At 63.5% G+C, this 14,622-nt stretch carries 13 protein-coding genes; 2 read left to right on the forward strand and 11 right to left on the reverse strand.

From position 1 onward, the window contains the following. Window positions 1–4 precede the first annotated feature (4 nt). Together J8C01_RS02995 and J8C01_RS03000 are read right to left on the reverse strand one after the other, a co-directional pair. Window positions 5–652 (reverse strand): bifunctional 4-hydroxy-2-oxoglutarate aldolase/2-dehydro-3-deoxy-phosphogluconate aldolase, encoded by a 648-nt coding sequence (locus tag J8C01_RS02995; RefSeq protein WP_211432326.1) that lies wholly within the window; start codon window positions 650–652, stop codon window positions 5–7. Between the two features lie 2 nt (window positions 653–654). After that, complete coding sequence (locus J8C01_RS03000; protein ID WP_014099105.1) at window positions 655–1,275, reverse strand: cyclase family protein; 621 nt, start codon at window positions 1,273–1,275, stop codon at window positions 655–657. 446 nt (window positions 1,276–1,721) lie between these two features. Here J8C01_RS03000 and J8C01_RS03005 point away from each other — a divergent pair, with 446 nt between their 5' ends. Beyond that, a complete protein-coding gene (locus J8C01_RS03005; RefSeq protein WP_041569049.1) occupies window positions 1,722–2,243 on the forward strand; it encodes a peptidylprolyl isomerase in 522 nt (173 codons plus the stop codon). 8 nt (window positions 2,244–2,251) lie between these two features. Then, window positions 2,252–3,304, forward strand: a complete 1,053-nt coding sequence (locus tag J8C01_RS03010; protein WP_014099107.1) for a PP2C family protein-serine/threonine phosphatase — start codon at window positions 2,252–2,254, stop codon at window positions 3,302–3,304. On the opposite strand, the gene J8C01_RS03015 is transcribed toward J8C01_RS03010, so the two are convergent. The 9 genes from J8C01_RS03015 to rbfA form a co-directional block, all read right to left on the reverse strand. Beyond that, entirely contained in the window at window positions 3,293–6,022 is a 2,730-nt protein-coding gene (locus J8C01_RS03015) for a HEAT repeat domain-containing protein (protein WP_211432327.1), read from the reverse strand. The genes J8C01_RS03010 and J8C01_RS03015 overlap by 12 nt on opposite strands. A 33-nt stretch (window positions 6,023–6,055) precedes the next feature. After that, window positions 6,056–7,018, reverse strand: a complete 963-nt coding sequence (locus J8C01_RS03020; protein WP_014099109.1) for a glycosyltransferase family 2 protein — start codon at window positions 7,016–7,018, stop codon at window positions 6,056–6,058. 8 nt (window positions 7,019–7,026) lie between these two features. Continuing rightward, window positions 7,027–8,121, reverse strand: coding sequence for a glycosyltransferase family 4 protein (locus J8C01_RS03025; protein WP_211432328.1), 1,095 nt, complete (start codon window positions 8,119–8,121; stop codon window positions 7,027–7,029). A gap of 40 nt (window positions 8,122–8,161) precedes the next feature. Next, the gene (locus J8C01_RS03030) at window positions 8,162–10,759 is read right to left on the reverse strand and encodes a serine/threonine-protein kinase (RefSeq protein ID WP_211432329.1); all 2,598 of its coding nucleotides are present in this window, start codon (window positions 10,757–10,759) and stop codon (window positions 8,162–8,164) included. A gap of 242 nt (window positions 10,760–11,001) precedes the next feature. Beyond that, on the reverse strand, window positions 11,002–12,408 hold the full coding sequence (gene purF / locus J8C01_RS03035; protein WP_211432330.1) for an amidophosphoribosyltransferase: 1,407 nt from the start codon (window positions 12,406–12,408) through the stop codon (window positions 11,002–11,004). An 80-nt stretch (window positions 12,409–12,488) separates the two neighbouring features. After that, the gene (locus J8C01_RS03040) at window positions 12,489–12,659 is read right to left on the reverse strand and encodes a hypothetical protein (RefSeq protein WP_187288404.1); all 171 of its coding nucleotides are present in this window, start codon (window positions 12,657–12,659) and stop codon (window positions 12,489–12,491) included. A 30-nt stretch (window positions 12,660–12,689) separates the two neighbouring features. Further along, on the reverse strand, window positions 12,690–13,151 hold the full coding sequence (locus J8C01_RS03045; protein ID WP_014099114.1) for a DUF6677 family protein: 462 nt from the start codon (window positions 13,149–13,151) through the stop codon (window positions 12,690–12,692). A gap of 17 nt (window positions 13,152–13,168) precedes the next feature. After that, on the reverse strand, window positions 13,169–14,137 hold the full coding sequence (locus J8C01_RS03050; RefSeq protein WP_211432331.1) for a DHH family phosphoesterase: 969 nt from the start codon (window positions 14,135–14,137) through the stop codon (window positions 13,169–13,171). Window positions 14,138–14,203: 66 nt separating this feature from the next. Further along, the gene (gene rbfA / locus J8C01_RS03055; RefSeq protein ID WP_211432332.1) at window positions 14,204–14,608 is read right to left on the reverse strand and encodes a 30S ribosome-binding factor RbfA; all 405 of its coding nucleotides are present in this window, start codon (window positions 14,606–14,608) and stop codon (window positions 14,204–14,206) included. Window positions 14,609–14,622 lie beyond the last annotated feature (14 nt).

A 14,622-nucleotide genomic window follows, 5' to 3' on the forward strand; every position in this document is an offset into this window, starting at 1 on the left:
AGGCTCAGGGGCGGGAAGATGTGGGCAGCGCTGCAAGCTGCCGGGCGCGCTGGGTGAGGGTTTCGAGGTCGGGTTGGTTGCCGGTGGAAGGTGAAAACAGGCCACTCCCGACCGTGACCACCGACGCTCCAGCCTGGAGGTATTCCGCCACACCGGTCAGGTCAATGCCTCCGGCTGCCAGCAGGTGCAGGTTGGGAACGGCGCGACGCAGTTGCCCCACATAGACGGCCCCGCCGAAGGAAGCCACGGGAAACACGCGCACGAGTTGCAGCCCCCGCTCAGCCAACCGGGCCACTTCGCGCGGAGTGGCACCGCCGGGAATGACCAGCACGTGATGTTTCCGGCAAAAATCCATCACCGGCGGGTTGTCGTAGGGCAGGGTCGCAAACTGGACATTCGCCTTGATGGCGCGGTCGGCAACCTCGACGGTTGGGACATCCCCGATACCTATTATGACTTCATCGGCGAACTGATGCCGGATGTCGCCAATGACCCGCATCGCGCCGGGGGTGTTGTAGGGAACCTCGATGATACGGATGCCGCCGGCAATGACGGCGCGGGCTGACTGCACCGCCATTTCGGCCGTCGCCGCCCGCAGGCTCGCTACGATGCGATGGGTGAAAAACTGCTGAAGCAGGTCATGGGCGGTCATAATCAGCCCCGCAGGATGACACGCGCCGGTGCGCCGTCGCTGTCCATGAGCTTCAAGGGAAGACAGATAAGCTCATAATCCCCGGCATCCACAGCGCGTAAGTCCAGTCCTTCCAGAATGACCACCCCGTTGGAAAGCAGCTCGATGTGGGTGGCAAAGGTAGTGCTGCCGTATTCCTCGACGGAAAGGTAGTCAATGCCGACCAGCTTGATGCCATCGGCCACCAGCTTGGCGGCGGCCTCCGGCGTGATGAACACGTAGTCGGGGTTGAAAGTTTCCTGCTGCCAGAGCTGGGAGTTGCGGGTTTTGAACAGCACCCGGATGTGTTCGCCCAAATCCAGGCGCGAGAGGGTGTCAACGTCTATTTTCCGCGCGGTGACTTCCACCACCCGCGCCCGCCCGACCATGATGTTGAGCGGAATTTCATGCAGCTTGCGTCCGGTTTCGATGAAGTGAAAGGGGGCATCCACATGGGTTCCTGTGTGCGTGCCCATCCCGCAGTAGCAGACATTGGCCGGATCACCCTTGGAAAGTTGCGCCCGGGGTTCAAGCACCACGGGTGGGTCGCCAGGATAGACTGGCATCCGTGGGTGAACCGGAACGGTCACATCGTAAATCTGCATAGTCCTGGTTCCTTCCTTGACAGCAGCCGATGCTAATGGCGTTGACCAAGGGCTGTCAAACGGCGCGGTTCCGCGACAAATCCGGGAAAAAGCGGCTTCACTGCGTGAAATACCACTGCAACAGCCGGTTTGCACGCCTGGGGCAGACTGCCCGCAAGCCGGCCCGGTCGGGTTGGTGCGGGGCCCGCATTTCCGAACGTCGGCCGGTTGGTGCCCATTGCGTCGCATCGGGTCTCTCGTCACAATCGTGCAACGCAAGGATGTTTCGAGTCAGGGCAGCGGCTGAGGGCGTACTCGTTGGGAAACCAGGTGGGTGTTTCAGCCCGCCCCACGCTTGTGGCCAGCTACAGGGTCCGGGTTCGGCTTCCCCGGCTGGCCCCGTAGCCTGTGGCGTGAGATGGCACTGCTGTCCTGTCCGGCTCGTCGTTCCGCTTAGGGAGGTGACTATGCGTTTGTTCCGACTGGGCTGCCTGATGTTCGGGGTTGCCCTTGGTGTGGCCTGTGGCGGCAATGCGTCTGAGCCGCCGAAAACCGAAGACAAAGCAGCCAAACCCGCCAAGCCGGCTCCAAAGCCCTGTGATCCCAAAGACCTTATCCCCGTCAAGCCAGAGACTGTCCCAGAAACTCTCGAAGTGCAGCATATTCTCATTGCCTACAAAGGGAGTGGTGCGGCGAAAAACCCACAGATCAAAGTGACCCGCTCAAAGGAGGAAGCCCGCAAGCTCTGGGAAAAGGTTTTCGAGGAAGCCCGCAACTGTGCCGACTTCAACAAGCTGGTCATCCAGTACAGCGATGACCCCTACAAGATGAACGACAGCAAATACAACGCCTTTCCCGGCTTCTACGAAATCACGCCGAAGGGCGTTTTCGATGAGAACTTCAAGAAGTGCGCCCAGGGGTTGAGTCCGGGCAACATTGACAAGGTCGAAAGCTACTACGGGTTTCACATCATCCGGCGGAAGGCGTAAGCGGCGCTATGGCCCATGAAACGACGGCCTCGGCCGCGACCTCGACAATTCGCTTCGCCTGCATCTGTGACCGGGGACTGCAACGCACATCCAATCAGGACCGGGCCCTGGCCGAAGTCAGCGCCCGGCTTTTTGTCGTGTGCGATGGCGTCGGCGGGAATACCGGCGGCGAAATTGCGAGCCAGACCGCCATCGAGACCGTCCGTGACACCTTCATTGCGCCCGATGAGCGTCCGCCCCTCGTGCGCCTGGAACGCGCCATTCACTACGCCAACCGGGACATCTTCGAGATGGCACGCCATGACCTCGACCTGGCCGGAATGGCGACGACGCTGGTGGCGCTGCACCTCGATGGCGAAACCGCATGTGTGGCGCATGCCGGCGACAGTCGGCTGTATTACTTTGCCGACGGCAAGCTGACCCAGGTGACCATAGACCACACGCCGCTCCACGATGCCGTCCGCCGGGGTGAACTTTCACCGGCCGAGGCCGAGCAGCTTCCCAAGGCCAACGAAGTGAGTCGGGCGCTGGGCGTTCTGCCCGAAGTCGAGGTCGAGACCCAGACCTTCCCGCTAGCTGTCGGGTCACGTTTCCTGCTCTGTACGGACGGTGTAACCCGCCACATCACCAACGATGAACTGGAGCGGCTCATGACTGTCTTCGTGGACAATCCCGACGGGCTGTGTGACGAAATTCACCGGTATTGCTACGAGCGTGGAGCCGAAGACAACTTTACGGCGCTGGTGGTGTGCGTCGATCCGCCGCCGCCAGCTTCAGACCAAGGGCTTGCTTCCCCTCCATCGCTTCAGGAGCGCCTTGTGCGCACCAGGGAAATGAGCCTTGCCCCAAGTTTTCCAGCCGACCGGACAACCGGCGAGCACCACCCTCTGCGCGAACTCGTCGAGGCCCGCCGCGCCCGTTCCCGGCGTGAGTGGATACTGCACACGCTCGTGGTGCTCGTGCTCATGGCGCTGTCCTTTGTCGCCGGCTGGTGGTTGGGGACACAACGGATCACGCCCGAAGTCGCCCCAGCACCGGCTCCGGCGCGCCTACCCCGCTGACCGGCTGCGGACGGGTGCCCACTGCCGGGCGGCCGGAAGCCATGGCTGTCCGGCGTCGCTGCTGCGGATGATGCCGGAGGCGTCAACGTAAAAGGCCCGCCGTCCCGTCAGCCCCGCAAGACGCGGCGTTGCCAGAACAAAGAAATCGGCCGGCCCGAACGCGGTTGCTTCGGTCACATACAGGGCAAAAACGTAATCCTGGTCAACGAAAGGGGCTTCCAGTTCACGTTCCTGCTGCTGAAGCTCGGCCAGGGAGGCAAAACGCCCGCCGGAAGCCATCCGAAAGGCCAGTTGCGCCGCGACGAGACGTTCCAGATAGTCCATCACCTGGGCTTCATTGCGGGTCACACGGTCATCCGCGCTGAGGCTTCCAGCCGGAAGGGTGCGTCCCGGCGACACCCAGACGGGAGCCGTTCGCGCTTCCGGCAGCCGGCGCAGAGGCAACCGCCGGGCCGCAACGGCCGTTGACGATACCTTGCCCGCGGCCGTTGCGCGTGGGGCCGGGCGAGGCGTGGGGCCGGTCGGAGAAGCTGGACGCACCGCAGCGGTTGGCGATGCGGCTGGTGTTGCCGGCAGTGTCGCCGTTTCCGGTGGGCCGGAAGGCGGAACCAGTCCCGGAGCCGGGCCGGGCGCGGTACTTTCCCTGACCGTGGCGGAAGCCGTCGGGCTGGGGAGCACTGGCGTTGGTTGGGCCAACGTTGGGCGGGAAGGTGGAGCTGAAGCCGTTGTCGTCGGCAGGAGGGCTGGTGCCGTGGAAGGTGCTTCATTGGCGGCTACCGTCGGCGCTGGTGTTGCTGATGCCGGCGGCAGAGGGGCCGGTGGCAGCGGGACGGTCAGAGACGGGGGCAGTTCGGGCCCCGGCAGTGGCGCAACGTCGGCAATTGCCGGAAGCGTTCGGGACGGACCGGGCAGAATCACCCGTGGCAGCCGCAGCCGGTCGAGCGCCGCAACGGCCGCCTGCCGGACTTCCGGGGCAACGTCCTCCCGGGCCAGTCCGCGCAGGGTCTCGGCCAACGCCGGAGGTGTTCCCCGTGGCTCCGTGAGCCGCGAAAGCCACTCCACGCGCACGGCCGGGTCGGGTTCGGCGGCCAGCCGTTGGGCAGTTGCCTCAGCAAAACGCGCCGGATCGGTACGCGCCAGCGCTGCCAGCGCCGCACGCCGTACTTCCGGGTCACTGTCAGCCAGAGCTTCCAGGAACGTACCGGTAGCGGCCGGTGGAACGGTCACAACCATCAGCCCCAGCAGGGCCCCGCGCCGCCGCAGGGCGTCGGGCGACGCAACCAGTCCTTGAAGCCGGAGTGGGCTTTCCGGCAGGGCGTTGAAAAATCCGACAATGGCTATGCGCCGGTTCAGTACGTCGTCAAAGGCCATCCTTCCGACGGCTTCGACGACACCTACAAAGGCTTCTTCCGAGCCAAGCCGGGCGAGGGCAAAGGCGGCAGTGCTTCGCAGGGCAGCGTCATCGGACTGAAACGCCGTCAGCAGCGCTGGCAGCGCCTGACTGCCGCCAATGCGGGGCAGAGCCACAACGGCGCTGGCCCGGACGGCCGGGTTGGCATCCCCCAGTGCTGTCTGGATGGCCGGGAGCGTACGGGCGTCACCGATTTTGGCCAGCGATTCAACGGCGCGGCGGCGCAGAAGGGCATCGTCTGCCGCCAGCGTTTGCACCAGAGCCTCGGTGGCGCGGTCGTCCTTGAAGTTGCCGAGTGCCTGCACCGCCAGCGTGCGCACAAGGGCATCGCCGTCCCGCAGGCTGTCCACGATGGCGTCAAGCGTACGCGGGACAGCCAGTGCACCAAGGGCATCCACGGCCCGGGCGCGCACCCGTGCGTCTTCATCCCGCAGGGCGTCCACGAGAGCATCGGCCGCCGTCTCATCGCCAATTTTTCCCAGGGCAAACGCTGCGTTCTGGCGCACGGCCGCTTCCCGGTCGCGCAGGGCTTCGAGCAGGGGCGGAACAGCCTGCCGGTCGCGGAGGCGCCCCAGCGCCTCGGCAGCGCTGGCGCGGACGGTGCGCTCCTTGTCCAGCAGCAGTTCGCTGACGGCCGGAATAGCGCGCGGATCACCCAGCATGCCGAGTGCCATGGCGGCGCGGCTGCGGACATACAGGTTGCTATCGCCAAGCATACGCAGCAGCGGTTCGACGGCCTCACGGCGGCCCAGCGCCCCCAGCGCTTCGGTGGCACTCGTCCGCACTTCCGGCTCTGCGTCGGACAGACAGTTGACCAACTCCGGCAGGGATTGAGCATCGCCCAGTTTGCCCAGCGCCTGTGCGGCGGCACTGCGTACAAGGGGTTCGGCGTCCTGCAGCCGCTGGCGCAGCCGTGGAATGGCCGCGGGACGCCCCAGCCGGGCCAGAGCTAAGGCGGCTGCCGCCCGCACATCCGGGCTGATGTCATCAAGCGCTGCTGTCAGCGCTGGCAGTCCCAGTTCGCTTTTGAGATTGCCGAGAGCTTCCGCTGCCGCGCTGCGCACGAGAAAGTCACGGTCCCCGCGCAGGGCTTCCACCAGCGGCGTCACCTGACGCTCATCGCCGGAGCGTCCGAGTTCTTCAACGGCCCGGCGGCGGGCTTCGCGGTCCTGGAGATCGGTAAACGTCCGGCGGCCATCCTGAGCTGTCACCGGGCAAGGGGATGCCCAACGTTCACCCATCACCATCCCTGCCAGGAGCAGAACGGCGGCTACCCACCACCGCCGACCAGACCCGATATGCGACATGGCTTTGGTCTCCTTGTCTGTGCAGTACGTCCGTCAGAGATTTCCATCCAGTGTCAGTTTGCCGTAGCGCCGCGCAATGGCGCGCGCCCGCCGGGCCTGACGCCACCGTTCAACCGGCGTCGGGAGCAGCAGGCGCGCCAGCATTTTCCCACGCGCCTGCCAGTCGGGAGCGCCTGACCAACTCGCCCACGCCAGCGCCGCGGCCCGCCAGCGCGCGCCGGCCCGGGCAAAAGCTTCGGCGTACGTCCAGGTGAGTTCGGCTGTAGCACGGCGGCGTTCAGTTTCGGACAGCTCCAGCCAGTCGGCCGTGCGGGCCTGAGCGGCACGGGTTTCAGCCAGCATAAACTCCACGTTCCGGCTCGTGTTGTAACCGTGGTGACGCCAGGCGGCACGGATGTCCTTATCCAGGGCAAAGGCTCCGACCCGGCACAGCCGGAGGTAGAGTTCATAATCTTCCAGGCGGGCCCGTTCGTTCCAGCCAAACCGGGTCAGGGCGCTGGTCCGGTACAGCACCGTGGCACTGACCGGAGCGCCGCCACGCAGAAGCATGGCGCGGGCGTCGCCATCCGTATAGCGCGCCCACCAGCGGGTGTCATCCACGATGTCGTTATCGGCGTTGACAATCAGGGCATGGCCGTAGGCCAGAACGGCCGTCGGGCGCGCTTCCAGCATCGTCACGCGCGTGGCGAGAAAATCGGGCAGCCAGAGATCATCCGAGCCAAGGTAGGCAAAATACGGCGCATCGCAGCAGGCAAGGGCTTCGTTGAGGGTGGCGCACAGCCCCCGGTTGGTTTCGTGGATGATGAGTTCACACGGGAACGGGCAATCGTCCAGCGTTCGGGCAATGACGTGGGGTGAGTCATCCGGTGAGCCGTCGTCAATGACCAGCAGTTTTGTCGGGGGGTGGGTCTGCCGGAAAATTGAGCGCAGGGTTTGGGCCACGAAACGGGCGTGGCGATAGGAAGGAACAGCCACGAAGACCGGAGCAGCGGCCACCGCACACCTCACGCAGCCAGCACTGCGTCGTAAAAATCGCGCAACCGGGCAAGATACGCTTCAAAACTATAGTGCCGACAGGCATGGGCTTGTCCACGTGCGGCCAGTGTCCGGCGGTAGTCGGCATCATCCAGTACGTGGTTCAGCACCCGCGCACAATCGGCAGCATCCCCGGCACGAAAAAGGGCGGCGGCCGTGCCATCGGCGGTAACTTCCCGCAGCGCCGGAATGTCCGAGGCGACACACGGCAGCCCGGCGAGCATGGCTTCAACCAGCGCCAGCCCGAAGGTATCGCTGCACGATGACAGAATGAACACATCGAGTTGAGGCAGGGCCTCGGCGGCCGGACGACTGCCGCAAAAGTCCACCCGGTCAAGGATGCCGGCGCGCGCGCACAATGCCCGTGCCGCCGCCTCGCGGCGCGCATCCTGCGCCGCGCCCACCAGAAGACACCGGGCCGTCGGATGACGGGCGAACACCTCCGGCAGCGCCCGGCACAGCGTGGCGTGGTCTTTGACCGGCGTGAAGTTGGCAATCATCCCCAGAGTGGGGCCCAGAGTGGGGCCGTCAGGTTGGAAAACCGTGGGCTGTCTCCGGCCTGCGCCCGGGTCAGGGACGCCATTGGGCACTACGGCGACGTGTCGGGCCTGCGTCAGGCGCAGCCGTCCCTGTGCCAGATGCCACCGCTGGGCCGCATGCGACACAACTGATACGGCATCGAGACGGGGCAGCAGGAAGTTCAGCGCCTGGAGGTTCCTGGTGTCATATTCGAGGTTGTGCAGCGTCAGGACGAGCTTGACCGGCAGGCCGCGCCGCGCCCACCACGCATGGAGGGCCTCGACGGCCTGGTTGGCATGAATCAGGGTGATGCCCTCGACCCGGATGAGTTCGCGCAACCAGCCAGCCAGAAACGGGTCGAACGGTGCACGCCGTTTGCGGAAAAAGGCGTGCGGCAGTGCGTGAAAGTCGGCGGCCGCCGTGCCGTCGCCAAATCCGGCCAGGCAGGCGCTGATCCCAACGTCCGCAGCCCGCCGGCAGGTGGACAGCACCAGCGTTTCGACACCGCCACGGTTGAGGGAGTCGAGCAGATAAAGAACCCGCAAGTGTTTCAAGGAAAGCGGAAAGGACTGGCGCCGGATGCGCCTAGGCCACCACATTGTTGCCAGCCGATGGTGGCGGCGACGGCGGCGGACTGATGAACGGCTGCATCAGTTGCTCCCAACTCTGCCGGACGGGTTCCATAATCGCCCGAAACGCAGGGTTTTCGCGCAGCCGTGCCCAGTCGGGATTGGAAATGAACCACGGGTAGTTTTCGTTGCCCAGGGCGATGGCCCGGCGCAGCCAGTACAGCGCATCTTCGTCATCACCCAGCGCCGCGTAGAGTGTCGCCAGCCAGTAGGCGGCATCGCCATCGGCATTGGCAATTTCACGGACGGCATCGTTGATGAGCGCCCGCGCCCGGTCGGGTTGCCCCTCGATGACAAAGCCCAGCCCGTAGATGGGACGGAAGCCATGGAGGTCGGGATTGCGCTCGAACAACTCCCGGAACGTGCGCGCCGATTCCTCATGCCGCCCCTGGTAGTAGAGCACCTGTCCCAGCACCATTGTGGCAAAGGGATGGTTGGGTTCGATAAACAGCGCCGCTTCGAGATGTTCCAGCGCCTCTTCGTAGTGCCCCTGGTAGAGGGCAATGCGGGCGCGGTTGTACGACACTCGTACGACATCCGTTGGGTCAAGCCGCAGACAGGCTTCGTATTCGGCCAGAGCCGGCCCGTACAGCCCATCCCAGCGGTGCAGGTAGGCCGCCGTGTTGTGTGCCGCCGGGTCGTTGGGCGCAATGGCCAGCATGCGCCGCACCTGCTCGCGGGCGCGTACCTTCTCGCCCTTGAGCAGGTAGTAATAGACCATGTTGATCTGTGGTTCGATGAGCGAGTCATCGAGCGCCAACGCCTGCCGGAAGCGTTCTGCCGCACGCTCGAAATACAGCGCCCCGCCAATGCCTTTCAGCACATATTCGACATAACACAGGCCCATGCCGGAGTGGGCCAGGGCGAAGTTGGGGTCGCAGGCCAGCGCGTTTTCAAACATTTCGGTCGCGGCGCTGAAGTCATCCTTGAGCATCGTCTGGCGGAAACGCTGCAACTGATTGCGTCCACGCAGGTAGTACTCAAAGGCTTCGGCATTGCGGGTCGTCGGCTTGGCAATGCGCTCCTGCTCGGTCTGGCTGATGCGGACACGCAGTTCTTCACAGATTTTCTGCGCCAGGGTGTCCTGCAGCGTGATGATGTCCTGGGCGTCGAGGTCAATTTTGTCGCTCCAGAGGATTTCTCCCGTGTGAACGTCAATCAACTGCGGCGTGACGCGCATGCGCTGTCCCGACTTGACGTAGGCGCTGGTCATCACGGCGTCCACCTGGAGTTCGTTGCCGACGTAGATCGGGTCGAGGTCACGCCCCTGGTACTTCGCCATGTAGCTTGACGGACGCACGACGATGGATTTGAGTCCGGCCAACTCGGTGATGACGCTGTCGGCAAGGGAAAAGCTGTAAAAATCCGTCTGGGGGTCGCCGCTCAGGTTGCGGAAGGGAAGAATGGCAATCGAACGTTTGTCGGATGTACGCCACGAACTGGGCATCGAGTCCCGGAGCGCCTGCCCTTTGTCGGCAATGTCGTCGGGTTTTTTCTCGGCGGGCGGTGGCTCGGCGGGTTGGGGCGCGCCGGTGGGGCGGCTGGGCAAGGCGGAGGGTGGAGTATTCGTCTGACTGATGGGTGTCCGGTCAGGCGTGCCGCGCAGCCGGCTGATGAGCCGTCCCACGACGCCACCGGTGAGCCAGTTGCTGCGCTCGTGGCGCGGGGTAACCATAGGCAGCAGGGAATCGTCGGTCAGTGGTTGCCCGGTCTGCATCTGGACGGCGCGCAGGAGCTGTTTGAGGTCCGCCTGGAACTCGCGCATCGTCTGGTAGCGGGCCGCCACATCCTTGGCCGTCGCCTTTTCGAGAATGCTTTGCAGCCGCTCAGGCACAGCCGGATTGATGGACGACAGCGGCGGAAGCGGCTCATGCATGATGGCATGCATGACATCCACCGTGCTTTTGCCCTGAAACGGGAGGCGGCCGGCTGCCATTTCGTAGATGACGATGCCCAGTGAAAAGATATCCGAACGGGCATCAATCGTGCCGCCACGGGCCTGCTCCGGCGACATGTAACCGGCCGTGCCAAAGGGAACACCGGCCTGGGTCAACTCCATGACGGACTCGTCGCCAATGTTCTTGGCCGTGGCTTTCGCCAGGCCAAAATCGAGAATCTTGGCCTGCCCGCGCTCATTGACGATGACATTGGTGGCTTTGACATCCCGGTGAATGACACCCCGCTCATGCGCTGCGGCCAGCGCATCGGCCAGTTGGACAGCAATGGAGAGGGTGCTTTCCATATCCAGCGGTCGCCCCCGTACCATCTGCTTGAGGCGTTTGCCTTCGAGGTACTGCATGACGATGAAATGCAGCCCACGGTCCTCGTTGATTTCATAGACCGTGCAGATGTTCGGGTGGTCGAGCGCCGAGGCGAGTTGGGCTTCGCGGAGAAACCGCTTGCGGGTTTTTTCATCCGCCACCAGCTCAGCCGGCAGAATCTTGATGGCCACGATGCGCCGCAACCGGGTGTCTTCTGCCTGGTAAACTTCACCCTGCCCGCCTTCACCGATTTTTTTGAGCAGCTTGTAGTGGAGTAGGTACGTACCAATCATACGTCCACCGTCATGTAGCAACGCGGATACTGGAGATTCAGATTGGCGCACAGCATCTGCGCACCATCAGATGTAAGGAGATATGTCACTTCCGGTTGGCTTTTGCCCGTTGGCAGACCCGATACTAGATAATTCACCAGGGCTTTTCCACCAGAAAACGATGTGGCCGGACGCCGTGATGGTGCGGCCGGGGCGTTGCCGCCACGGTCAGGCGTGATCAAAAGCCGAACCATGCCCAGCCACTACGCCCGGTGGCTGCGCCCGACCGCCCGCTGCGGGACGGGCAGCGGATACTTGCCGGTATAGCAGGCGGTGCAGAACCGGAGTCCTTCATCTGCGCCACAGGCCGCCAGCAACCCCTCGTGGCTCAGGTAGCCCAGGCTGTCGGCATTGATGTATTGCCGGATGGCTTCCGTGGACTGGTTGGCGGCAATCAGTTCGGCGGCCGAGGGCGTATCCACACCGTAGTAGCAGGGGGAAATGGTCGGCGGACAGCTTATCCGCAGGTGGACTTCCCGCGCCCCGGCCTGGCGGAGCATCTCGACGATCTTCCGGCTGGTCGTGCCGCGTACCAGCGAGTCATCCACCAGAACAACGCGCCGCCCTTCAATCAGATCGCGCACGGGATTGAGTTTGACCTTGACGCCAAAGTTGCGGATGGACTGCGTTGGCTCGATAAAGGTGCGGCCAATGTAGTGGTTGCGCACCAGCCCGAACCGGAAGTTGATGCCCGACTGCGCCGCATAGCCAATCGCGGCGGCTACACCGGAGTCCGGGACCGGAACGACGATGTCGGCTTCAACGGGCTGTTCCCGGGCCAGTTGCTTGCCCATCTTGTGGCGGCTTTTGTTGACGCTGCGCCCGTAGATGCGGCTATCCGGGCGCGCAAAATACACGTGCTCGAAAATGCAGAAGGCCGGCGTCTGGGGCGGCAGCGGGTACTCGGTCCGCAGGCCCTCCCGGTTGACGGTCAGAATTTCACCCGGTGCAATGTCGCGGACGTAAGTCGCACCGATGAGGTCAAAGGCACAGGTTTCCGAGGCCACCACCGTCGCCCCATCCAGTTCACCCAGACAGAGCGGGCGGAAACCACGTGGGTCGCGCACAACAAACAGACTGTCCGGTGTGAGAATAAGAATCGAGTATGCGCCTTCAAGCTCCCGGAAAACGTCGGCAATGGCCTGCTGAAGGTGTGGCTGGCGCGACCGGGCCAGTTTGTGCAGGACGACTTCGGTATCGCTGGTTGAGGAAAAAATCGCACCTTCCCGCTCCAGTTCGGCACGCATGGTTTCCGCAAAGGGGAAGTTGCCGTTGTGACAGATCGCCAGTTCACCCCGGTGGCATTTGATGGAGAACGGCTGGGCTTCGTTGAGGCTGACTTCTCCGGCGGTTGAGTACCGTACGTGGCCGATGGCGCAGTGGCCGGGCAGTTTGTCCAGGACGGACTCGGTGAAGATTTCGTTGACTTCACCCATGCCGCGCACGGCATGCAGGCGCTGGCCATCACTGGTCACAATGCCGACGGATTCCTGCCCACGGTGTTGCAGGGAATACAGTCCCAGATAGGTGAGCCGGGCCGCTTCGGGATGCCCCCAGATGCCAAACACCCCACATTCTTCACGCAGCTTGTCCTGATACCAATCGTGCACCGCCAGACTCCATCGGTTTCATTCGCGCCTGAACCAGCGTCACCGGCGACCGTTGCTCCGTCCACAGGGTCAGACGCCGCTCAGGGAATGAAGTAAAAAAGCCAACTGATGACCAGCCCGACGCCGACAAAAGCGCCGAATGTTTTGAGGCCATACAGACATCGCTCACGGGTGGTTTCGGCTTCGTTGGTGATGGCGGCCAGGACAGTGGAGGTGAGCGCCGCGAAGGTTGTCATGATGAGAAAGTGCATGGTTTCAAGTCCCGCGCTGGTCAGCACGCATCAGGCCTTGCGCCCTTTGGCAATGTCAAACACATCGAACATCACCAGGTAGTTGAGCAGTCCGGCGACGACAAGAAAATACGTGCCGTATTCGTAGGTTGCGGCTTTAAACTCAAAGCTGACGCCAAAGCCAAGCCCCCGCAGGATTGGCTGAAGGACACCGATACCCATCTGGCCGATGAGGCAAACCTTCGACAGGACATCCCGCAGTCCAAGCAGTTCGTCCGGGTCGAAGGGGGAGTAGAGGTGTCCGCGCATCCACAGTCCCAGCACGACCATCGTGTAGATGCTGCCGCCGATGAGCACTGCGCGCCCGTAGCGGCCCAGCAGGCCGTGCCCCAGTCCGGGCACGAGCCAGGCTGCCAGGCAGACCACGACCTGTCGCGGCAGGGAAACCGGGGCCAGGGCGGCGACCGGCGGCTGCTTCGGATCAAGGGGCGGAGCGTCAGAAGTTGGCGTCATGGTATGGGGCGAGGCTCTCAGTCGGCGGCTCTGGAGGTCGTTCCAAGCTCCGACTGCAACGAAGATAACACGCGGTTCGCAACGCTGTCCTGAGTGCCGATGACAGTGCACCCGGAGGCGTATTTGTGTCCGCCGCCACCGAAACGTTCCGCAATTTTCGACACATCCACGTTGCCTTTGGAGCGCAGGCTGATGCGGAACTGCCCCGGATGAATTTCCTTGAAGAACACGGCGGCTTCGACATCCCGGATGGAAAGCGGGTGATTGACAATACCTTCGAGGTCATCTTCGGTGGCCTCGGCGGCTTCCATCATCTCACGGGTCATCGTCACCCAAGCCACCCGCCCGCTTTCATCCCGTTGCAGCGTGGACAGGACACTGCCCAGCAGTTTGATTTTGCCGAAGGAGTGGGACTCGTACAGGGCCCGGGCCACATGTGCCGGACGCGCCCCGCGCCGTACCAACTCGGAGGCAATTTTGAAGGTGCGTTCGGTGGTGTTGGCGTAGTGGAATGAGCCGGTGTCCGACAGCAACGCTGCATAGACACACTCCGCAATCGGTTGGTTGATGTTGATCCCCAGGGCCTTGCAGAGGTTGTAGATCATTTCGCCCACAGCGGCGGCTGTGGCGTCAATCCAGTTGATGTGCCCGAACAGGGCAGTCGTGGTGTGGTGGTCAATGTTGACAATGAACTGCTTTTCGAGTCCCGGCAGACCCGGACGGTCCAGATCGCTGCATTCGATGACAAATGCCGCGTCGTATTGTTCGTCAATTGCCGGGCGAACCTGCACTTCCCCTGCGCCGGGTAACTCCTGATAGGCCGGTGGAATCGGGTCGCGCATCACCACGACGACATCTTTGTGCAATGCACGTAGCCCCCAGTAAAGTGCCAGTGAGGAACCGGTGCTGTCACCGTCGGGACGGGCATGGCCGGTGATCAGAAAGCGGTGCTTCGACTCGATGAGTTCGACCACCTGACTGAGCATAGGGCTTCAACTCCGTACATAGGGAATCCAACCAAGACAACCTGCGTCAGAGCGCACCCGCATCGGTCAGGGGCTGGGGGCATCAGCCGCCTCCAGACGGGGACGCTCTTCGTCCAGAATGGCCTCAATCCGGGACGCGGAAAGCAGGGTTTTGTCGAGTACGAAATGCAGGGTCGGCACCCGGTGCAGTCCCAAGTGCTGCCCCAGGGCCTGCCGGATGAAGTCCGTGGCCTCGTTCAGGACACGGACCGTCAGCGCCAGGTTGCTTTCCCGTCCGCCGTCGCCACTGACATAGACCCGCGCGGCCGTCCCAGCGGCATTGAGGGCCACGTGGTGCACCACGACCGGGTCCACGCGCTCATCGTCCAGCTCAAAGCGCACAATCTCGTTGATTTCCAGACGGAAAGCTTCGCACAGGCGTTCGCGGCGGTGGTTTCCCGGTCTCGAACGGTGGCTCGCACGGCGTCGCATCGTTGGGGGCCTGA

It is taken from the genome of Chloracidobacterium sp. D (assembly GCF_018304685.1).
Lineage (GTDB): Bacteria > Acidobacteriota > Blastocatellia > Chloracidobacteriales > Chloracidobacteriaceae > Chloracidobacterium > Chloracidobacterium thermophilum.